14 protein-coding genes, 2 tRNA genes and 1 pseudogene are annotated in these 21,927 nt (G+C 37.8%); 8 read left to right on the top strand and 9 right to left on the bottom strand.

All coding sequences use genetic code 11. From position 1 onward, the window contains the following. Positions 1-793 precede the first annotated feature (793 nt). On the bottom strand, positions 794-3,265 hold the full coding sequence (locus tag CUN59_RS11005) for an ATP-dependent Clp protease ATP-binding subunit (RefSeq protein WP_104387882.1): 2,472 nt from the start codon (positions 3,263-3,265) through the stop codon (positions 794-796). 590 nt (positions 3,266-3,855) lie between these two features. Further along, positions 3,856-4,632, bottom strand: a complete 777-nt coding sequence (locus tag CUN59_RS11010; RefSeq protein WP_104387883.1) for a hypothetical protein — start codon at positions 4,630-4,632, stop codon at positions 3,856-3,858. A 144-nt stretch (positions 4,633-4,776) separates the two neighbouring features. Here CUN59_RS11010 and sbcD point away from each other — a divergent pair, with 144 nt between their 5' ends. Further along, the gene (gene sbcD, locus CUN59_RS11015; RefSeq protein WP_104387884.1) at positions 4,777-6,021 is read left to right on the top strand and encodes an exonuclease subunit SbcD; all 1,245 of its coding nucleotides are present in this window, start codon (positions 4,777-4,779) and stop codon (positions 6,019-6,021) included. Positions 6,022-6,503: 482 nt separating this feature from the next. Continuing rightward, entirely contained in the window at positions 6,504-7,430 is a 927-nt protein-coding gene (locus CUN59_RS11020; protein WP_104387885.1) for a cobalamin-binding protein, read from the top strand. 177 nt (positions 7,431-7,607) lie between these two features. On the opposite strand, the gene CUN59_RS11025 is transcribed toward CUN59_RS11020, so the two are convergent. Next, the gene (locus CUN59_RS11025; RefSeq protein ID WP_104387886.1) at positions 7,608-9,188 is read right to left on the bottom strand and encodes an iron uptake porin; all 1,581 of its coding nucleotides are present in this window, start codon (positions 9,186-9,188) and stop codon (positions 7,608-7,610) included. Positions 9,189-9,502: 314 nt separating this feature from the next. On the opposite strand from CUN59_RS11025, the gene CUN59_RS11030 reads away from it, so the two are divergent. The 5 genes from CUN59_RS11030 to CUN59_RS11050 all read left to right on the top strand — a co-directional run bounded on the left by CUN59_RS11030 (position 9,503) and on the right by CUN59_RS11050 (position 12,811). Beyond that, on the top strand, positions 9,503-10,486 hold the full coding sequence (locus tag CUN59_RS11030) for a metal ABC transporter solute-binding protein, Zn/Mn family (RefSeq protein ID WP_104387887.1): 984 nt from the start codon (positions 9,503-9,505) through the stop codon (positions 10,484-10,486). Positions 10,487-10,687: 201 nt separating this feature from the next. Further along, on the top strand, positions 10,688-11,470 hold the full coding sequence (locus tag CUN59_RS11035) for a metal ABC transporter ATP-binding protein (RefSeq protein WP_207765415.1): 783 nt from the start codon (positions 10,688-10,690) through the stop codon (positions 11,468-11,470). A 50-nt stretch (positions 11,471-11,520) separates the two neighbouring features. Then, positions 11,521-12,354 (top strand): metal ABC transporter permease, encoded by an 834-nt coding sequence (locus CUN59_RS11040; RefSeq protein ID WP_104387888.1) that lies wholly within the window; start codon positions 11,521-11,523, stop codon positions 12,352-12,354. A gap of 75 nt (positions 12,355-12,429) precedes the next feature. Then, positions 12,430-12,502: transfer RNA gene (locus tag CUN59_RS11045), tRNA-Phe, on the top strand. A 235-nt stretch (positions 12,503-12,737) separates the two neighbouring features. After that, positions 12,738-12,811, top strand: a tRNA-Val gene (locus CUN59_RS11050). A gap of 2 nt (positions 12,812-12,813) precedes the next feature. Here CUN59_RS11050 and CUN59_RS11055 read toward each other — a convergent pair. The 4 genes from CUN59_RS11055 to CUN59_RS11070 form a co-directional block, all read right to left on the bottom strand. After that, on the bottom strand, positions 12,814-13,962 hold the full coding sequence (locus tag CUN59_RS11055; protein WP_104387889.1) for a restriction endonuclease subunit S: 1,149 nt from the start codon (positions 13,960-13,962) through the stop codon (positions 12,814-12,816). 413 nt (positions 13,963-14,375) lie between these two features. Then, complete coding sequence (locus tag CUN59_RS11060) at positions 14,376-16,124, bottom strand: type I restriction-modification system subunit M (protein ID WP_104387890.1); 1,749 nt, start codon at positions 16,122-16,124, stop codon at positions 14,376-14,378. 155 nt (positions 16,125-16,279) lie between these two features. Continuing rightward, positions 16,280-16,747, bottom strand: a complete 468-nt coding sequence (gene tnpA, locus CUN59_RS11065; RefSeq protein WP_104387891.1) for an IS200/IS605 family transposase — start codon at positions 16,745-16,747, stop codon at positions 16,280-16,282. Between the two features lie 472 nt (positions 16,748-17,219). Continuing rightward, positions 17,220-19,949: a type I restriction endonuclease subunit R gene (locus tag CUN59_RS11070; RefSeq protein ID WP_104387892.1), complete on the bottom strand. Its 2,730-nt coding sequence runs from the start codon at positions 19,947-19,949 to the stop codon at positions 17,220-17,222. Between the two features lie 356 nt (positions 19,950-20,305). Between CUN59_RS11070 and CUN59_RS21430 the strand changes: the two genes are divergently transcribed. After that, positions 20,306-20,470: a hypothetical protein gene (locus CUN59_RS21430; RefSeq protein ID WP_165790186.1), complete on the top strand. Its 165-nt coding sequence runs from the start codon at positions 20,306-20,308 to the stop codon at positions 20,468-20,470. A gap of 74 nt (positions 20,471-20,544) precedes the next feature. Here CUN59_RS21430 and CUN59_RS11075 read toward each other — a convergent pair whose 3' ends face one another. Then, complete coding sequence (locus CUN59_RS11075; RefSeq protein ID WP_104387893.1) at positions 20,545-21,177, bottom strand: hypothetical protein; 633 nt, start codon at positions 21,175-21,177, stop codon at positions 20,545-20,547. Between the two features lie 277 nt (positions 21,178-21,454). After that, positions 21,455-21,757, bottom strand: a pseudogene (locus CUN59_RS11080) (bifunctional hydroxymethylpyrimidine kinase/phosphomethylpyrimidine kinase); the annotation flags it as partial. Positions 21,758-21,927 lie beyond the last annotated feature (170 nt).

Here is a 21,927-nt window from a genome sequence, read left to right on the forward strand (position 1 = left end):
TAAACCAACAGAATCTCCCACATTAAGATGGATATTTCAGTGCTTCCAAGGTATTCATCTTTTGATGATACAAGGATTTCAACGAGTTCTGAACTTAACGGAGTCACACTGTCATATCTTGCAATTTTTACCTAATGCTTGTCAAAAATATTATTTTTCAACTTAACTATTCTCTATAGTTTTACGATTTTATCGGTTATCTTTTTTATAACTTATTACACACCTTCAATTAAATATTGTTTTTGAAACAGCTTTTAAACACCCATAAAAGCTTAACTTTTTGCGTTCATAATTTTGTTTGCTATTGATACGTAATTGTTCAAACCATAAGTTTTGATTGACTGTTGATGTAGTTTAATTATGCTACTTTTTGAAGTGCGGAATGTGGGCTAATAGATCATTCTCTGACTGTTGAAAAAGTTATAGATAAGAGTAAAACTGATTTAAAGTTATTACAATATCAGTTTGGAAATCGTGTGGATGTTATTGCATCTAATAATCAATTTCCCAATGAACTTAAGATTTTTTTTGAAAAACAAGATTATCAACAAATAAAAAATACAATGAATTGGTTTATTGAAGCAATAGGTAAACTTATATACTAATTCATACTTACGAAAACATCCTTCCCCTCTCCGCGCCTGGAAGTTTCTCAACGAACTGTTCGTTTTAATCTCTAAGTCCGCTACAAAAATCTCCTTCTCCTCTCTGCGACTCTGCGCCTTTGCATGAGACAAAAAAAGGCAGAGAACCGAAATCCTCCACCGTTCAATTAACAATTAAAACAACCCAACTAAGACTCAACACCTTGGGGTAATAACTCCCGTGTTTGTTGAGAACTAACTTGCACAATGCCATTTTCATCAACATCAACAAGAGCAGTATCGCCATCTTTGATGCGTCCAGACAGAATTTCTTCCGCCAAACTGTCTTCCAACAAGCGCATAATTGCCCGACGTAATGGCCTTGCACCATAGCTAGGACTGTAACCCTCAGTGATCAAGCGATCCTTAAAGCGGTCTGTGACTTCTAAGACAATGCCTTTTTCCGTCAACCGACCGAACACTTCCTTGAGCATGATTTCGGCAATTTGGGTAACTTCAACCTTATTCAACTGACGGAAGACGATAATTTCATCTAACCGGTTTAAGAACTCAGGACGGAAGTATTGCTTCAGTTCCTCATTCACCAAAGAGCGAATTCTGTTGTATTGTGTCTCAGTCGCATCTTCAGCAAACTCAAAGCCGATACCGCTACCACCCTTTTCAATCACCTTAGAACCAATGTTAGATGTCAAAATTAACAATGTGTTCTTAAAGTCCACTGTGCGTCCCTTGGCATCGGTCAAACGACCATCTTCCAAAATTTGCAGCAGCATATTGAAAACATCAGGGTGTGCTTTTTCAATTTCGTCGAATAACACCACGGTGTAAGGACGACGACGGACAGCTTCCGTTAACTGACCACCTTCGTTGTAACCGACATAACCAGGAGGTGAACCGATCAATTTACTGACGGTGTGACGCTCCATGTATTCGGACATATCTAAGCGAATCATTGCTTCTTCCGAACCGAAGAAGTAGGAAGCCAAGGATTTGGCTAATTCGGTTTTACCTACCCCAGTTGGACCAGAGAAGACAAAACTAGCGATCGGCCGATTCGGATTTTTCAAACCGACACGAGCGCGGCGAATAGCGCGGGAAACTGCCTTCACAGCATCATCTTGACCGATGAGGCGCTGATGTAAGGTGTCTTCCATGTGCAGCAACTTCTCGGACTCAGATTCGGTGAGTTTGTTCACCGGTACACCTGTCCAGGAAGCGACAATGTGGGCGATGTCTTCTTCTGTAACTACAGGTTCAATACCATCACCACCAGCGCCGTTACTCTTAGTTTGAGCAATGGTGCGGATTTCGGCTTTGATTTCCATTTCCCGATCGCGCAGTTCTCCTGCTCGATCAAAGTCCTGGGAACGCACTGCATCATCTTTTTCTTTTAAGATTTGCCGTAGTTCCTTATCTAATTCCTTCGCTGCTGGAGGCAGTTGGGAGTTAATTAAGCGCACCCGTGAGCCGGCTTCATCAACCAAGTCAATGGCTTTATCTGGCAAATAGCGATCGCTAATGTAACGATCAGACAACTTGGCTGCTGCTACCAATGCTTCATCGGAAATTTTTAGCTTGTGGTGTGCTTCGTAGCGATCGCGCAAACCATATAAAATTTCTATTGTTTCATCAACAGTTGGCTCACCTACCATCACAGGCTGGAAGCGTCTTTCCAGGGCTGCGTCGCGTTCAATATGCTTACGGTACTCATCTAAAGTGGTGGCACCGATACATTGCAATTCACCCCGTGCCAAAGCTGGCTTGAGGATATTTGCCGCATCAATCGCCCCTTCAGCCGCACCTGCACCAATTAAGGTGTGAACCTCGTCAATGACCAGGATGACATTACCCGCAGAGCGGATCTCATCCATAATTTTTTTCAGACGTTCTTCAAATTCCCCCCGGTATTTAGTTCCTGCTACCAGCAAACCAATATCTAGAGTAACTACACGCTTATCTTCGAGGATGTCGGGGACATCTTTGTTAGCAATGCGTGAAGCTAAACCTTCAGCGATCGCTGTTTTACCAACACCAGGTTCACCAATTAAAACTGGATTGTTTTTAGTCCGGCGACCCAAAATTTGAATCACTCGCTCAATTTCCTTGGCGCGTCCCACCACAGGATCGAGCTTGTTATCTATGGCCATTTGGGTCAGGTTTGAGCCAAACTCATCGAGAGTTGGGGTTTTAGTGCGACCAGAGGGGCCACCCGGCGTAACTTCCGCCGTCTCTCCCAACATCCGAATCACTTGGGTTCTCACCTTGGTCAAATCTACACCGAGGTTTTCTAGCACCCTGGCTGCTACACCTTCCCCTTCACGGATCAGGCCCAACAGCAGATGCTCGGTACCAATGTAGTTATGCCCCAATTGGCGTGCTTCTTCCAAGGATAGTTCTAAAACCCGCTTTGCCCGTGGTGTAAACGGAATTTCCACGGCCACAAAGCCTGAACCTCGGCCTATGATTTTTTCAACTTCAATGCGAGCATCTTTAAGATTAACTCCCATTGATTTCAGCACCTTGGCGGCCACTCCTGTACCTTCGCCAATCAGACCCAGGAGGATCTGCTCAGTTCCGACAAAGTTGTGACCTAAACGGCGGGCCTCTTCTTGGGCCAGCATGATTACCTTAATGGCTTTTTCTGTGAAGCGTTCAAACATGGCATTTTTCCCATCACCTGCGTCGTGCCGGTATGCTGATTTTAGCACAGGCTAAAATTTTGGATATCCATATAAACAATTTAGATATCCAATCTCTTTTACACAGGGTGATAGGTTAATGAGTAGCTATTAGTTAATTTTTTTCGGGCTAGTGTACTGAGGAGAGTGATTTTACCAGCATTTTAGGGAATAAATCCAAACTATAGACTATAGATGTTGAGATTTTGGTTATTGCTCCCAAGTAAACCTAAATATCATGAAAGATGTACCAATGTCAATATTTTTGTATTTTTAATAAGTTTTTTTTATTAAAGAAAGATACAAAACAAAATATTGTGATCCAAGATCGATAGAAAAAATTTATTTTATCTTCACAAATGTGGTTTGCAGTAGATTACTTTTTCAAACTTGGAGTTAAATATAACAGCGAGATATGGCAAGACAAAATATATATTGATTCGTTTATACTTAGTTTCACAAATATTGATATAAATTATCTATATATATCTGTGTGTGTCTGTATTCAATTAATTAAATAAAAAGGTGCGTTACATTAACGCACCCTACAAAATTAACTATCTGGTGAAAACTTAATCAAAGGATAGTTTATGACTGGGTGATCGTTTCAATTCAAATATAGAGACAATGAGAGGTACGGGTATGACTAAAACAGTATATAATTTTGTCAGTGATTGAAACAATTGTCTTTGCCCCTCATTGTTTACTAGGTCGAGAACTGGGTGTCCCAGGGCGACAGATAGTCCAATTACTGTGTATAAAACTGTAACCACAAACAACAAAATCAGATATCCAACGCCTATTGTGCGGTTATTCTTGAAGGGTAGTGCCTTCATGGCATAAAAGTATAGGACATTCTCGAAGGCAACCAAGAACAAAAGAAACTGAAAGCCGATGTAAGGCAGATAATGATTTAAGAAGTTGACTTCTGGATTCCAGACAAATACCATTCTGAACCAGACAGTCAACAAAATTTCAATGGGCAAGAAAATTGCCGCCACAGTGTAGGTATATTTTGGAGCTTTTTTTTCCTTATAAGCATCTTGAATTCTCAAAAAATTGAAAATCACATACAGCAGAAAAGGAACTTCCCACAATGGTAACAGCATAGCCGAAATGGTTCGACTTGGCTCATGATCCAACATATTACAGGCATGATTAAACCCAAAGAGTTTATAGATTGCGGTAGTATGGGGATCAACTTTAACCACTGTTGCAGTCAAAATAGCTCCGGTAAGCAGGATAATAATTAATGCAACATAGGAAATAATCCTCAGTATTTCTGGATTAAACCTCAAAGAAAAAGCATAGTTTGGTGTTGCTTTACCACTGGAATTTTTGACATTCATATTAATATTCTCAAAATCTTGGATCAAGTAGAACTAAATACAGTCTGATTGATACAATACAGACAAAAATCAATATTTTTTCTAAAAAAAAGATTAAATTCTCAAAATTTCCTTAACAACTTCTATCACAACTAAATTAAAATTATGATCAAAATTCTCCATCTTTCAGATATCCATATTGGTAGCGGTTTTTGCCACGGAAAAATTAATCCACTCACAGGTTTAAACACCAGGCTAGAAGATTTTGTCAAGACATTATCTGTGTGTATTGACAGAGCGTTGAGTGATAATGTAGACTTGGTTTTATTCGGTGGTGATGCTTTTCCCAATGCCACACCTGCACCCTATGTGCAAGAAGCCTTTGCTAATCAATTTCGCCGTTTGGTAGATGCAGGTATTCCCACAGTATTATTAGTAGGAAATCATGACCAACATTCCCAAGGTTTGGGCGGTGCAAGTTTAAATATTTATCGAACTTTAGGTGTACCAGGGTTTTTGGTGGGTGATACCTTAACTACTCATCGCATCTCTACCCGTAGTGGAGATATCCAAGTTATGACTCTACCTTGGCTAACTCGTTCTACTTTAATGACTCGTCAAGAAACCCATGGTTCTTCTTTGGCGGAAGTTAATCAACTCCTAACGGATAAACTAGAGATAGCGATAGAAGGGGAAATTCGCCGTCTTGATCCAGATATACCCACGGTACTATTAGCCCATTTGATGGCTGATAATGCAACTTTAGGCGCGGAACGTTTATTAGCAGTAGGTAAGGGTTTTACTATTCCTTTATCTTTGTTAACTCGACCATGTTTTGATTATGTGGCTTTAGGTCATGTTCATAAACATCAAAACTTAAATAAATCTAATGACCCACCAGTCATTTATCCTGGCAGTATTGAAAGGGTGGATTTTAGCGAAGAGAAGGAAGATAAAGGCTATGTAATGATAGATTTGGCCAAAGGAAAAACAAATTGGGAATTTTGTCCCTTATCTGTGCGGGTATTTCGGACGATTGAAATAGATTTATCCAAACAGGAAGATCCGCAAACAGCCTTATTAAAAGGAATTGCTAAATATGATATTCAAGATAATGTGGTGCGATTAATTTACAAATTACGCCCAGAACAATTGGATTTAATTGATAATTCCTCCCTACATCATGCTTTAACCACAGCACACACTTATACCATTCAACCAGAATTAATTAGTCAGTTAGCAAAACCCCGAATTCCTGAATTAAATGCTAGTAGTAGTATTGACCCCATGGAAGCTTTAAAAACTTACTTAAATAATCGGGAAGATTTAAAAGAGATTGCCCCCTTTATGCTAGAAGCTGCCCAGAACTTGTTAACAGATGATGAGGGAATTTTGTTAGCTTCTTATTAATGCTGGCCAATCTCAGAGGTGTCAAGGAGTCAGGACAGATATTTATGATTCCTACTTATGCCTTTATTGCCAGCATTTTTTTGTTACTTGGGATTGGTTTGTTCACTCATAACGCTATTATCTATTCAGTATCTAGAATCAAACTTTGTGTATTTGTTTTTTGTTAAAACTTCAAAATGCTGACATCCTCAAGATAGATACCCTCCCTAAGAAGATATGCAAAAATAAGGGTAGAAATATCTGTTAAAAAAATTTGACACTATTTTCTATTTTTAAATCTTGACTCATTTAAGGGTTTAGTCATGGTAAACCGATATTCCTGTAACTCCTGATATCAATTCTGTATGCAGATGCGCTGAATAAAAATTAACTAACCACAGAGGCACGGAGAAAACGGAGGCAGGAAAGATCACAAAATTCGGCGCATCTTGACAGAAAAATGATGTAACTCCTTGATCTCCTCTTCCCAGGAGGTGAAAGTTATGATCGATAAAGATATAAGAATTGTTTCTTTAATTCCTAGTGCTACGGAAATAATCGCTAAACTAGGTTTATCAGATGCTATTGTTGGGCGATCGCATGAATGTGACTATCCTCCAGAAATAGCCAATCGTCCTATTTGCACCCAAGCAAGTTCTAATGGTAATCATGGCAGCAATACTATTCATGATGAAGTGAGTGGAATATTGCAATCTGCTTTAACTACCTACAAAATCAAAGTTGATGTTTTAGAAAAATTACAGCCTACCCACATTATTATCCAAGATCAATCTAATACTTGTGCGGTCATGTTGCCTGATCTCCAGAAAGCTGTTACTGAAATTACCCACAGAACTCCCCAGATTATTTCCTTACAACCTAACACATTACAAGATGTTTGGGAAGACATTGAACGAGTTAGTCACACATTTGGGGTAGATTCAGTAGAAATACTGGAAAATCTAGAGGCGCGTGTAAAGATTTGTCAACGCAGGCTAAAAGGGCTATCTCTCGCAGAAATGCCCAGAGTTGCTTGTATGGAATGTGTTGATCCTTTAATGGCTGCTGCAAATTGGATTCCTGAATTAATTAATTTAGCTGGAGGACAAGCATTATTTTGCGTGATTGGTAAACCTCCTGCCCATGTCAAATGGGAAACATTGGTAGCTAGTAACCCAGATGTGATTATTTTTATGCCTCGTGGGTTGGATTTACAACGGACTCAGCAAGAAGCAAAATTATTAACTCAGCGTCCAGAATGGGATCATCTCCATGCTGTACAAAGTGGGAGGGTTTTCATCACCGATGGTAACGCTTATTTTCATCGTCCTGGACCCCGTTTAGTTGATTCTGTGGAAATTTTAGCGGAGATATTACATCCCGATATCTTTGATTATGGTTACAAAAATACTGGTTGGCAGGTTTTGTAATATTTTGGATTTTGGATTTTAGTAAAAGATCATGGTAGTAACGCACCAAACGGTTTGAGGAAGGTGCGTTACGCTTTGCTAGCACACCCTACGCTTCATATATCCAATATTAACCCAAGTTGTAGGGGTAATTCATGAATTACCCCTGCACAAAAATCAAGTTGTGACTGAGAAAATTTAGAAACTAAAGGTAGTTCTTAACGCACCAATGATGACATCATCACTGGTATTATTATGATCTGGAGCAGTTAACCAAATTAAAGCCGGGGTAATGCTGATATTGTCGCTAACTTTATATTGATAAAATGCCTCTATGTGATAGGAGGTATTTAGGTCTTGGCGTCCAGGAATGTTAGAACTTGTGACTTTTGGTTCCATACCAGCTACGATACCAGCTAAGTTACCTTTTTTACCCAAGTCTGGGAAACCCAAGGTAACAGCATAGTTCCAAATATCGGCTTCTCCGCGTGTTCCTGTTAAAATTTGACTGTTGGTATATCCAGCCCAACCACCGAGAACAAAGTTCTTGCTAATACCTACTGAGGCTTGGATACCGTAGGAATTACTGGAAAATGGATCAGCCAAACCATTGAAAGTAGCCTGATTGCTACCTGTGAGTAGTCGTTGGTTATAGGAATTGATGTAAGTTAAACCGAAGGTAATGCGATCGCTTGGTTTGATAGTTAACTGCGTTAAAGCACCATAATTCCCGTTAAATAAACCATTTCCAGAGGTGGGATTATTAGCCGTACTACTCAAATAGGCTAAACTTAGTCCTAATTGGTTGTTAAATTGATGGTTAATGGCTAAACCTTTATCACCGAGTTGTCCATAAATTGGGTTTCTTGTACCAAAGGTAGATACAGCGCCAAACGCACCATCTCCATCAAATAGGTTCACTGTACTGGTAACATCGTCTGCTGCACCAGCATTAGCAATGAGTTTAACTTGGGTATTTTTCCCCAGAGGGAAGGCATAGAATAGGGCATCTATGCCAGCAGCATTACTACCAGTATTTGCTGCAAAAAACAAGTTCCCTTCTGTAGTGCTATCAATGCCAGGGCTAAAAATGTTATTGCTTTGGATTCTGGTAAAAAGTGTATCTTTGCCTGTAAAACTACTTACTAACTCTACTCGCGCTCTTGCGCCTAAAGTGGTATTTTTACTAGTAATATTATTACCAGCTACGTTGTTACCTGATCCAATACCACTCACGACTGTTACCACTTGCCCTTGTAACTTAGTAGTGGTAGAAAATTGATTAGCCTCCAACTGCGTAGTTCTAGCTTCTAGGGCATCTACACGTCCCCGTAGGGTTGCTAATTCTGCGGCAAATTCCTCTTGCAGTTTTTGAATTGTTGCTAAGTCTTGTTTTGTCGCTGCATCACCTGTAGCTGTGGCAATTAGTTCGTTAACTCGATCTAAACAGGCATTTAAACCGGCGGCAAATTCATAACGACTCAAGGCACGATTACCACGATAGGTAGCATTAGGATAACCTGCCATACATCCATAGCGTTCTACTAGGGATTGTAGTGCTTGAAATGCCCAATCACCAGGTTGTACATCAGATAACTGAGATACTGAGGTAACTTGGGATATTATATCTTGTTGATTATTATTATTTTCTGCTTCTAAATTAGACACAAGCAGAGGTTGATTACCTGCTGGTACTTCTTGAGACCACCCCGCAGATCCCATAGATAAAATACCAATCATGGCAGGACTAGCAACTAGATATCTCCAAAATTTTTTCATGTTCCTCACACCCATATTTTCAATTGATTACCCTATAGCTTGATATCAAGCTATTATTTTATTGCCGACAATTATCAGTATACTAGAATTTCCGATCAGATTTTTCACCCAGAAAGGTTAATAAATCTTTATGAATTGGGAAATACTAGCATAGAGCAGTATTACCTGAAATTCTCAAATGTTTTGTTATCTTTGATACATTAACTACTTTTGGCTTTTTTTTAATCAAAAAATGAGAATGAGTCTCATTATGATAATATCATAACCATAAACTTGCAGATTCCACCACAAACCGTAGTCATGGAGTGATGAAAATGTTGAGACACATTGAACCAGATCGGAAAAACAGAAATTTCTTGGTTTTACTCCTGTTAGTTCTGTTGTCGGCGACCTATGGATGTGATACTAATAGTAATAGTTCGGTGGTGAATACAGATCCAAGTCCAGAGATAAAATTAGACAAAATCAAAGTTGTCACCACAGTTTTACCAGTTTACTTATTTACTCAGGCTGTGACTGGTGATGTAGCAGATGTAAAGATTTTAGTTCCACCTGGTACGGATATACATGAATACCAAGGAACACCGGCTAATGTGAGAGCGATCGCTACAGCAAACATATTAATCAAAAATGGTTTAGGATTAGAGGAGTTTTTAGCAGATACTATTAAAAATGCCGAGAACACTAAATTAGTGAAAATTGATGCGAGTAAAGGTATTTCAGCTATTAATAAAATTTCGCAGATAGATAAAACGGCCGCAGGAGAACATAAACATGATCATAAACACCAAATTGGTAATCCCCATGTTTGGTTAGATCCGGTTTTAGCAAAACAGCAAATATTAAATATTCGTGATGGTTTAATCATAGCAGATCCAGTGAATAAAGATACATATCGAGCTAATGCAGCCGCCTATATCCAGAAATTAGACAATCTCAATAATGAATTTCAACAAACTCTTCAACAAACACCAAGCTGTACCTTCATCACCTTTCATGATGCTTTTCCCTACCTAGCACAACGCTATAATCTCAAACAAGTTGCAGTAGTGGAAATTCCTGAAAAGCAACTTGCACCCACGGATATACAAAAGGTGATGAATACAGTCAAAAAATACAAAGTTAAAGCCTTATTTAGCGAACCAGGATTAGATAATAAATTACTGACTAGTATTTCCCAGGATTTGCAGTTAAAAGTACAAACTTTAGATTCTTTAGAAACTGGTGATACCAATCCAGAGTATTATTTTAAAGCAATGAAAGCTAATTTGCAGAGTTTAGCCTCTGGCTGCAAATGAGAGGGGTTTAGCATTGCTAAAACCTTCAGCACTTACGCAAAATATGGGGAAAGTAGGGTTAATTCATGAATTAACCCCAGGAAAGAATCAGGTTTTTAATTACTTCGTGCGTAAGTCCTAAGCATAACAAGTATGATAGAACAAATCAATCAAAATGCTAGATATCACTATCAATTATTAGCATCTCAAATCCTAACCTCCATGACTGACGAACAAGCAGAAATTACATTACCAATATTAAAAATTTCCGGGTTAACAGTCTACCAAAGCAGCTATCTAGCGGTGCGAGATGTTTCCTTTGAATTATTACCAGGAACAGATACGGCAATAGTTGGTCCTAATGGTGCTGGTAAAAGTACCTTAATCAAAGCTATTTTAGATTTAATTCCTCGTAGCACCGGGACAATTGAAGTTTTTGGCCGCCCAATTTCCCGATTAGGAAATTTGCGTAACTACTTGGGATATATGCCACAAAATTTTATTTTTGATCGTAGTTTTCCCATTTCGGTGACTGAATTAGTAGCTTTGGGAATAGGTAACAGAAAACATTCATTTTTTTCTAAATTTTGGCAGCAAACAAGAGAAACAACAGCAGCAGTTAACGCAGCTTTACATCGTACCGACGCTTATAATTTGCGAAATCAAGCGATTGGAACTCTTAGCGGTGGTCAACTTAAGCGGGTTTTATTAGCTTATTGTTTAGTCACACCCCGAAAATTGTTAGTATTGGATGAAGCTTTTGCTGGGGTTGATGTCCAAGGGACAACGGATTTTTATGCTTTGTTAAATGAATTAAAACGAGAAGAAAATTGGACTATTTTGCAGGTTTCCCATGATATTGATATGGTAAGCCGTCATTGCGATCGCGTCATTTGTCTGAATCAAACCCTTGTCTGTGCTGGTAAACCAGAAATAGCCCTTTCACCGCAAAATCTTCTCGCTACCTATGGGCCAGGTTTTAGTCGCTATAAACATCATCATTAGGGAATTGTTGACGGTTGACGGTTGACTATTAACTCCTTAACTCCTCCTATATGACCATTAGTTATCATGATTTCGTGAATTTATTGCAATTTCCTTTTATGCAGCGTGCCATTATCGGCGCTGTATTAATGGGTATACTAGGCGGCTTATTGGGTAGTTTTGTCACTTTACGCCAATTATCTTTTTTTAGTCATGCTGTTGGCCATGCGGCCTTAGTAGGTGTGGTCTTAGGAATATTACTAAATACTAATCCTACCTGGATGTTACTGCCATTTACTTTGATTTTTGGGGTTGTTGTGCTTTATCTAATTGATAAAACTGATTTGGCAACTGATAGCGTTCTCAGTATCGTCCTATCTGGGGCTTTAGCCATTGGTGTAATTCTTACCAGTTTTATTAAAGGATATCGCGGTAACTTAATGGCTGTGCTGTTTGGCGATATTTTAGCCATAGATAACACAGATTTAATTTTAACACTGTTGATATTAATGGCTAGTAGCGTTTTTTTATTATCAACTCTGCCACAACAAATTTTATTAACCCTTAATTCTGATGTTGCTCAAGTTCAAGGCGTACCTGTGCAATTATATCGTTATAGTTTCGTTGTTTTGCTCTCTCTAGCGGTTGCTGTTGCCATTAAAGCTGTTGGTGTTTTGCTAGTAAATGCGTTTTTAGTGATTCCGGCGGCTACAGCTAAACTGATGAGTCATCATTTTAACCGTTTTCTCATTTTCTCTTTAGTTGTCGGTTGTAGCACTAGCATCGCTGGTATGGTCGTTTCTGGGCTGTTTAACCTAGCTTCTGGACCGAGTATTGTGTTTGTCCAATTTCTGATATTTGTAGTTGTGTTTACCTGGGTAAAGTTAAGCAAGAGGGCAAGTTAAAATTTTTTGGAAACTCTACTTGACTAATTTTTTTTGCTATGCTAGATTTAGTAACAGTGGTGAAAAAAACCACAAGCCGGGATAGCTCAGTTGGTAGAGCAGAGGACTGAAAATCCTCGTGTCACGAGTTCAAGTCTCGTTCCTGGCATACCTAAAAAATTAAACGCTAACCTTGCCTGAATTTTGATTACGAGTTTGGAAAATCTAAATTTTTCATGACTGAAAATAATAGGATACGGGAATGATCTTAAGCTGTTAAGCAGCTAAATACTTTTGAATACAATTCTCTTGACTTAATTTGTATAATCTGCCATAATATTAAAGGTGAGGTAATGTTACCCCTATAACTAAAAAGCTGAAAAGCCGATGGTTTATATGGTCATGGACGGTTAGCTCAGTTGGTTAGAGCGCACCCTTGACATGGGTGAGGCCGTTGGTTCGAGTCCAATACTGTCCATTTTATTTGTCTGTGAGTTCTCCACGAAAGGCGCGATGTAGGAGGGTTTGAAATAAATGTTCTGCTTGGCGCTCTGCTTCTCGTTGTTGTGTGCGGAAGCGTTCATGTTTTTGGACTATTTGGGCAAATTTTTCTTGTAGGGGAAGGGGGGGAAGAGGAATTTTAATTTCTAAAGCTTTGTCTTTACTAAAAAAACCAATAGTAGATATTCCTGCTAATTGAAAGAAAAAATCTTCACCAAGGATGATCAAGCTGATAGCTAAAAATAAATGATTTACTAAGCTAGATTTTGCTACTAAACCATAAAATTGTTGATTAGCATAAACTTCTCTTGTTGTAACTACCACTTTACCCAAGCTTCCAGCACAACTTAAAAGTACGGTATTAATTGGCATTAAACGATTACCAACCTCTGCTGCATCTTCATGTGTAAGTAAATTTCTAGCAGAACCAATAAAAAAGCTGTTTAGATCAGGTAATGTAATCCAGGGAATATCACCACGAAAATGTTTAGGTTTATCTCTAGTGGGTACGATGATATCTGCTATTTCTCTTATAGATGCTTCTTTCCAGTTCTTTGGATTAGTAACAGGATCGCCGAACATTTCCAGAAAGACGGATTGGAGGAAGGTTTCGCTGAGTTGTAGGGAGTAACGACGGGTTCGACGCAAGCGATCGCATTTTTCCAATATTGCGGCAATTCGCTTTTGTTCTGGTAATGGTGGGAGAGGTATTTTTAACTCTTCTACAGTATTAACTGTAATTCCTTTTACAGTTGCTCCATCTGCTTGAGAATTTAAATATTCACTACGACTTAGTAGAAAAAATAGGAGATATTTAGGATATAATTCTGGTTTACAAATTAAAGCTTTTAAATCTTGATTAATTGCAACATCTATAAGATTTATGGCAACTTTACCAACTGCCATACGAGTGATAAGAATAATATTTCCAGCAGGAATTAAATTAGTTGAAGACTCTTTTAAACCTAATTTGGTAATAGTTTCTTGAGATTTTCTTAAAAATATTTCATCACCAAAATCTTTCACGGTTATCCAAGGAATACAACCGTTATAATATTCATCTTTTGCACGTGATGGTGTTCCACCGCCAACAATTTTAACTAAATCTCCTAAACACGCTTGTTTCACATTATTAACTCTTTTAATTTTATTGTTTTTTGTTGATCTGTTACCATCAATAATGCCAGGGAATAAATTCCCTGTCTAAAAGCTCAAATCCGTTAAAACGGACTAGAATGAGATTACCAAAAAATCAGGTTTAATTGCCAAATAAAATTACCATTATTCCCCAAAAAAACAATCAAATCAACATCCAAATAATATTCAGTCGGTTTCAACCGACTTCAGCTATAAGACAGGGAATTTATTCCCTGGCATTTATTGACATTTATTAACATTTATTCCCTGGCATTGATTGGCACTGATTAGCATTAATTAACATTTATTCCCTGGCATTGATTGGCATTGGTTGACATTTATTAACATTTATTCCCCGGCATTTATTCCCCAACAAAACCGATAAAATGGATAAACCGATAAATCTATAACAACCTCTCCAATTCTCGCACCTCAGCGCCCATAACATCCTCCAATTTCAACAACCTTTCTAACGTCACCTGGGGAACATCATAAAACACCTCATCCTGTTCCACCTGACGATAACGACTAGCAGATAAATCATATTTATTCCCCTTTACCCGCGCCTTTGTCACCCAAAATTGACGATTTAAACGATTAATTTCATTTTGCAACGGTGAGATTTTTTCATGTAATAACGCCAACTTTTGTTTATCCGTTTCCAAAGCCTGACGAGTTGCTTCATCATCAGCCGGTGCAACAGCATTTTCAAAAGTTAAACGGTTAATTTCCTTATGTAATAACAAACGTTCCGCTTTAAAAGGTGCAATTTGCATTTTCAAATCCGCTAAACGTTCCTGATTTTGTTGAGTAACATCAGCATTAAACCGATTTTTCCAACAATCCAAAATATCAGGAATATCGTTTTCAGTCACAGCTTGACGCTTATCATCCAGAGAAAAGCCATCATGCTCCATATCATAGAACCAAACGCGGTCAGTCGTTCCCCCACGAGTAAACAGCAGCACCGCCGTAGACACCCCCGCATAAGGTTTAAACACCCCGCTAGGCATAGAAACCACCCCATCCAAGCGATTTTCTTCTATAATCTTTTTGCGAATCTCCACGTGCGCTTTACTAGAACCAAACAGCACCCCATCCGGGACAATAACCGCACATCTCCCCCCCATATCTAAAACCCGCAAAATCAAATGTAGAAATAACAACTCGGATTTTTTGCTTAAACCTGCCAATTTTGGATGTACATCTGCCGCATCAACCGCACCCTTAAAAGGTGGATTCATTAATACTAAATCGAGGGTATTTTCATCATCAAACCTTTTAGAAAGGGTATCTTTAGCAAAAAACCGAGGCTGTTCAATACCATGCAGCATGAAATTCATAGAACCGATGCGTAACATCGTCATTCCCGAATCATTATCATAAGCTGTAAACGCCTCCGTTTGCAGAAATTCTTGTTGTTCTGGTGTGAGTAAATCACCAACTAAATGTTTATTACCTTGTTCATCAAATAATATTTCTGGACTGGTGTATTTTTCTAAAATATACTGATAAGCATTCACCGGAAAACCACAAGTACCTGCCGCTAAATCACCAATTCTATCGGTAGGTTTAGGTTCTACCATTTCCACCATCATGCGGATAATATGGCGGGGTGTTCTAAACTGGCCATTGCGTCCAGCAATACTTAATTTATTTAATAAATACTCATATAAATCACCCTGAACATCTTGATTTTGTTCAGAAATTTTCATTTCATCAATTGATTTACAAGCCTCAATTAACAAACTGGGTTTATTAATTTTAAATTCCGCAGTTTGCATATACTCACTAAAGGAACTTTGATTTTCATCGGTTTCTTTCTCTTTTTTTTCCTCAGTTTCTTCCTCGTTGTCAGAATTACCCATTTCTTTCAACCAGGGGAAAACTTTATTTTTGACATGATTTAAAGCATCCTCAGCTTTCATCTGTGTCCAATGTCGCCAACGCATTTCTAGGGGAATTTTGGGCTGATAATCTTCTTTGCGGCGTTTGGCTTGACGTTCGTTTAAATCTTCGGCTTCGTCTAAGCGTTTGAGGAAAAGGAGAAATGAGAATTGTTCGATAGCATCCATTGGGTTGGATAGGCCACCAGTCCAGAGTTTATCCCACAGTAAGTCTACTTTTGATTTTAAATTGGGGTCGGTTAGCATTTGTAATTAGGGTTTTTGATTTAATGTAGCTGTTTATTTAGCTGTTTATTTAGCCATTCATTTTAGCCGGGGAATAAATTCCCCGTCTTATAGCTAAAGTCGGTTAAAACCGACTATTTTTTTTGAATTTAATCCGTTGTAACGGATTTTAGCTTTTAGCTAGGAAATTTATTTTCTGGGTTTTTGGGTTTTATTTTATTTTCCGGTGGTTTATCGAAATCTGTTTCTTGTTCTAATAATGGAACTGTTGTTTTATTTTGATGATGTATTTTTTGATTATCTACATATTCAATAGCTTCTTGTAATTGTTTACCTCCTAAAGAAAAAACTCCATATCCTTCCTGCCAAGCGAATTGTTGTGTTTTACCTAAAGTATGATTATAATGATAAGCACTACTACCTTTTAAAATTTTCACAAATTCAGCAATAGACAGTTTTGGAGGAATAGAAGCCACAAAATGAATATGGTCTTCCATTCCACCAATAGCATGAATTATACACCCTAAATGATCCGCCTTCCCAATTAAATAACCATAAAATTTTTCCTCTATATCATTGGTAATTAAAGGCTCACGTTTTTTCGTAGCCCAAACAATATGATAATACAACCGCCATAAAGCCATAATGAATTTTTAAAGAATAATAATAAATGTCTAATTGTCAATAAGCTAAATTATTCAGCCAGGGAATAAATTCCCTGTCTCAAAGCTCAAGTCCGTTGAAACGGACTCAGATTATATTACCAAAAAAATCAATTAAATTAAAAATAAAATTTTTATTATTACCCAAAAATTAAAAAAAGAATAACATAAAAACCCAACTTAGTCGGTTTTAACCGACTTTAGCTATTAGACAGGGAATTTATTCCCTGGCTCTGTTATCTCTGTCTAACATTACATTACCAAAAAAATCAATTAAATTAAAAATAAAATTTCCATTATTACCCAAAAATCAAAAAAAGAATAACATGAAAACCCAATTTAGTCGGTTTTAACCGACTTTAGCTATTAGACAGGGAATTTATTCCCTGGCTATTAAATCTAACTCAATAAATAAATAAATAAATAAATAAATAGATAAATGAATACATAAATTTTAAGCAGCCAACAATTCCGTAAAAGCCAATAAATCATCAACCTCATCATCAGAAAAAAACCTATCAACGGCATTTTTCCCAAACCTAGCCAAAGCCCCCTCATACAAATCAGCCACCTCTAACCTCCGCTTTTGTAAAAACACACTCTGCACAGCCCTTAAAAAATTAATCTGATTAGCATTATACTGATGTTTGGCAATAAAATCTTCAAATTGACGCTTTACCACTTCATCATAATCTGGTATGGCATCCAAATCCAATAAATGCCGCAAAAATGCCAACAAACTATTAGCTTTTAGCCCGTAAGCCTTGCGAATATTCGACTCAGAAAGCTGAATATTACTACCTCCTAAACCTTGGCGTAAAGTTCTTTCTAACTCAATCAATTGCCAATCTGTAACTGCTTCACCTTCCTGAATAGCCTTAATAGTAGGATGATCATCTACAATTACATTTATTTTCTCCTCAACTCGTTTTTTATATTCCTCTACATAAACTTGTTCACCACCCTCACCCACAGTAATAAAACCGCGAGTAGCCACAAAATCAGCTAAATCTAAGTTTAAAAAACTATTTTGGCGTTTTCGATATTTCATTTCTTCAGCCAAATCAGCTATGATCTGATTTAATTCTTTCACCGTCGCATTATTCAACCGTGAAGATAAACACAACTTAATTGCATCTTGTTTTCGTTTATCTTGATGAACAAACTCAGGTAAAAGACTGACATCTTCAGCAATAGATTGTACAGTATCCGGTTTTGCCCCTTGCGTTTGAATTTCTAACTTTAATCGTTCAACTTTACTGGTAAAAGTTGCTGCTGCTATCTCCACACCTGGCACAAATCGCAAAAGAGGAGCAACTTTAAACCGTAATGACTTCAATTTATCTTTAGTAATGTAATTCCAAAATAAATCTGTCCAAACTTCAGCAATATCAAACATCTTCTTTTTGACAGTAAATGAATCTGTCGGAATTTGGGTGATTTGTTCCCGTAAACTTGCAATTACCGCTTGACAATCTGGTGACTCTTGATCATGTAAATATAACTCTAGCAAATCCAAACGAGTGTTAAAAATACGAGATAATACGGGAATAGTTTGGGCTACTTCTGTTTGTGCTTTATCTTCAAATTCATTTTCCCAAAAATCAATAATTAAAAATTCCTCTTTTGTTCGATTTGGCAACCATTCCAACTTTTTACAAGCCTTTTGATTTCTTGTACCTCGTCCAATCATTTGCCATAATTTTATCTGTGATTGCACAGGTTTCATAAACACCAAATTCATGATTTCTGGTACATCTACCCCAGTATCTAGCATATCCACAGAAATAGCAATGCGGGGCATATCCTCTTTTTTAAAGTTTCCTGTTAGCTTGCCTTTATATTCTGTTTTGTGGGTAATTACTCGCACCAAATCAGAATATTGGGGATACATTTCTTCAAAAGTTGTACACAGCCGTAAAGCGTGTTCTTGAGTCAATGCAAATACAATGGTTTTCGCTGGTAGTTGCCCTGATTCATCTTTATGGCAAACTTCCATAATTTCCTCCCATTGCTTGCGGAGAGTGTCTTTATTACTCACCTTTTTTTCTAAATCTGTACCGGAAAAATCAATATCATCTGGATCATGTCCTTGTGCTATCAATATATTCTGTTCTTCTTCTGAAAGTTTCGCGCCTTTAATACCTTCACTTTGAAATTTAGTTTGTGCTTGATAAAGACTAAAATCAACTAAATTTTTCTCTTCAACTGCTTGTTTATAGGTGTAGAGAAAACTAGGAATACCATCAAAACAGTGAAAAGTATTAAAAGTATTCCTATCAATAAAATCTGCGGGGGTGGCAGTTAAACCAATCATCCGCCCATCAAAATATTCCATTACCTCTTGAAAGAGGTTAAAAATAGAACGATGTGCCTCATCAAAAATAATTAAATCAAAAAAAGCCGGACTAAATTTTTTATAGGAATTTCTTAAAGTCTTTTCCACAACTACATACAGCCGTTTAGTTTTATCTATGTTGTAGCTGAAAATGCGATCGCATGGTTCATGGGGTATGTGTTCCATAAAACCATCTTCTAAAGCTTGTTTAACTAAATTATCCCTATCAGCAACAAATAAGATTTTCCGACTTTGATTAGCCCGTAAAAATAAGTCAATAATCGCCATTGCGGTGCGGGTTTTCCCTGTTCCCGTAGCCATTACCAACAAAGTCCGGCGTTTTCCTTCATCAAATGTTTCACAAACCCGACGAATAGCTTCCTGTTGATAATCTCTCCCAGCAATTTGGGTATTAATTGGTAATGAACTTAACGCAATTTGATTTTGACGAATATACAGTAAATTCTCTAAATCTGATGGCGAAAAAAAACCAGCTACCTGCCGTTTTGCAGAATTTCCCACATCCCAAAAATGAGTTTCTTCCCCATTCGTCATAAATGCAAAAGGGCGGAAACTTTGATGTTTTTCTATTTCTTTAACGTAGTATTCTACCTGGGTTTGGGCAATTTTCGGATCACTGCTTTGGCGTTTTGCTTCTACTACTGCTATAACTTCCCCATTGGGTTGATACAAGCAATAATCAGTAACACCGTTCCAAGGTTCGGCATTATAACCATCCACAGGAATTTCTAACCCCACTTGGTTGGGGTCTTTGATGTTCCATCCTGCTAGGGTTAAAGCAGGATCAATTAATTGTGTCCTAGTGTTGGCTTCGCTGGCTGACATTACACCATCCTTTTGTTGTATATCCTGGTTTGCACAGTCTTACTGTGTTTATATTTGGATATACCGTAACAGTATAGTATGCTTTTTAGCGTTAGCCAACGGGAATTATGTAAAAAATTATCACTAATACTGTGAGTTTTTGCTCTCACAGAACTAGAAACCTGGTAAAGCTTGCTGAGTTTTTGGTATTGGTTGTTGTGCGATCGCAAAGCACCCCGCAGGAATCGCTGTTAGTTAGACTATGGTGGAGAGGTGCAATTGTGCGGAACTCAGTACCAAAGGCGATCGCGAAGCGCTGACCAAAGGTATCGCTTGATAAGGTATCATAAACTAATCACGAAAAAAGATGAAACAAAATGCAAGCCATTCTCCTCAGCAGCGAAGAAGTCGCAAAACGTGCCAAAGAATTATATGAAAATGGCATTCGTCAGCAAGTAGACACCGAAGAAAACATCGGTAAAATGATAATTATTGATATAGAAACAGGTGAATATGCTATTGATAAAACAGGCAAAATTTAGCAGATAATAGCCATGTGCTTTTACCATGTTCCCTGTTCCCTCTCCTCACAGACAACTTTTTCAGCAACCCCTATTTATTTTTGAATTTGATTTTGGAATAAAGGACGCACAATTAAATAGCCAGCAGCAAAACCTGTCACCATAATTAATATAATAGTAATTATTAACCACCAACTATTTAATCCCTTACTTTCTGACTGAGGAGAACGAGAACATCTCACTTGCTGTTCTTCGATGAATACTGTTTCCGTCACTGGAAAATTCATATCCTTGACAGGTGCAGCAGACTTCTGATGACGAGGAGCAAAAGCAGCTTTTTTTACCTTTACTTTACGAAGACGCTGTGTTTGTTGACGTGGAGGTGCTGAAGTAGTTAGAGGGTTATTTGTATATCTGACCTCATTTTGACTACTGGGTATGGGTTGGGGTTGATGTTGTACATCCTCATGATGAGGTACTGCGGGAGAACTGGGTGCTGGAGCATCAACTAACTTTTGCAGGTCTAAACAAGACTGAATGATCTTTCTGATTTCTTGACGCAGTTGTTGATTTTCTTCGACTAATTTCTGATTGTGACTGGTGACAACATCCAATTTAGATTGGATAGCCTGTGACTCCGCTGTCAACTCCCGATAAACACAAAGAGGAACTGATGGAGAATAATTGTTAGGTGGTTGACTATAATTAGATCCTGTAGATGTTTTCATGGATAGATGAGTATATACGGTAATTAGAGTAGGGACAACAAAGCTCAGAGTATAGTTATTTGTGAGATTATGCCCAAGAATAATGGAAAAATGCACAAAAGGCAAAGATTTGCAATTTTCTCAAGTCAGTCATCAGAAGTCAGAATTTAGTAGGATATGTCAAACCTGATCATCCAGTTATCATCTATAGACGTTCAATATTTGACTGACTCTACATATTACCCTCAGTATAGTAGATAATTATATGTTATTGATGCAACTTATTTTAAAATTCCATCTATTTTGTTAATAAAGGGAAAAAGTGTCCTACAGGGCCTTGTCCTTTACCAATATTGAGGGAATAGGTGAGCGCATTTGTTACATATTCTTTAGCTGTTTGCACTGATGTCCTGATGTCATTACCCAAAGCTAGATTAGCAGTAATGGCGGCTGATAAATTACAACCTGTACCATGAGTATTTTTTGTCTGTATTTGTTCCGTTGTCAAAACCTCAAACTTTTCACCATTAAACCAAACATCAACACCCCGCAAACTTCCAGACATTCCCCCACCTTTAACTAAAACCGCCTTTACTCCTAAGTCCCAGGGATTCTCGGGTCTACAATCTTTCTCACCAGAGGTCTATTGTCTACTCAAGTTTGCTTCTTGCAGTAGCACTTGTGGTAAGGCTAGAAGATAGGCAATTTGATAAGCTAATCATGTTCCTTTATTGCGTCTTAACGCATTTTGTTTACTCAGACCAACTAACA

Origin of the sequence: Cuspidothrix issatschenkoi CHARLIE-1, from assembly GCF_002934005.1 — a bacterium.
Taxonomy (GTDB): domain Bacteria; phylum Cyanobacteriota; class Cyanobacteriia; order Cyanobacteriales; family Nostocaceae; genus Cuspidothrix; species Cuspidothrix issatschenkoi.

Excerpts from the sequence above, each read along its gene's own strand:
- CUN59_RS11060 (WP_104387890.1), bottom strand. The coding sequence starts at position 16,124 with ATGCTAACCGACCCCAATTTAAAATCAAAAGTAGACTTACTGTGGGAT.
- CUN59_RS11030 (WP_104387887.1), top strand. The coding sequence starts at position 9,503 with ATGTTGAGACACATTGAACCAGATCGGAAAAACAGAAATTTCTTGGTT.
- CUN59_RS11005 (WP_104387882.1), bottom strand. The coding sequence starts at position 3,265 with ATGTTTGAACGCTTCACAGAAAAAGCCATTAAGGTAATCATGCTGGCC.
- CUN59_RS11040 (WP_104387888.1), top strand. The coding sequence starts at position 11,521 with ATGACCATTAGTTATCATGATTTCGTGAATTTATTGCAATTTCCTTTT.
- CUN59_RS11025 (WP_104387886.1), bottom strand. The coding sequence starts at position 9,188 with ATGAAAAAATTTTGGAGATATCTAGTTGCTAGTCCTGCCATGATTGGT.
- CUN59_RS11035 (WP_207765415.1), top strand. The coding sequence starts at position 10,688 with ATGACTGACGAACAAGCAGAAATTACATTACCAATATTAAAAATTTCC.
- CUN59_RS11010 (WP_104387883.1), bottom strand. The coding sequence starts at position 4,632 with ATGAATGTCAAAAATTCCAGTGGTAAAGCAACACCAAACTATGCTTTT.
- tnpA (WP_104387891.1), bottom strand. The coding sequence starts at position 16,747 with ATGGCTTTATGGCGGTTGTATTATCATATTGTTTGGGCTACGAAAAAA.
- CUN59_RS11020 (WP_104387885.1), top strand. The coding sequence starts at position 6,504 with ATGATCGATAAAGATATAAGAATTGTTTCTTTAATTCCTAGTGCTACG.
- CUN59_RS11070 (WP_104387892.1), bottom strand. The coding sequence starts at position 19,949 with ATGTCAGCCAGCGAAGCCAACACTAGGACACAATTAATTGATCCTGCT.
- sbcD (WP_104387884.1), top strand. The coding sequence starts at position 4,777 with ATGATCAAAATTCTCCATCTTTCAGATATCCATATTGGTAGCGGTTTT.
- CUN59_RS11075 (WP_104387893.1), bottom strand. The coding sequence starts at position 21,177 with ATGAAAACATCTACAGGATCTAATTATAGTCAACCACCTAACAATTAT.
- CUN59_RS21430 (WP_165790186.1), top strand. The coding sequence starts at position 20,306 with ATGCAAGCCATTCTCCTCAGCAGCGAAGAAGTCGCAAAACGTGCCAAA.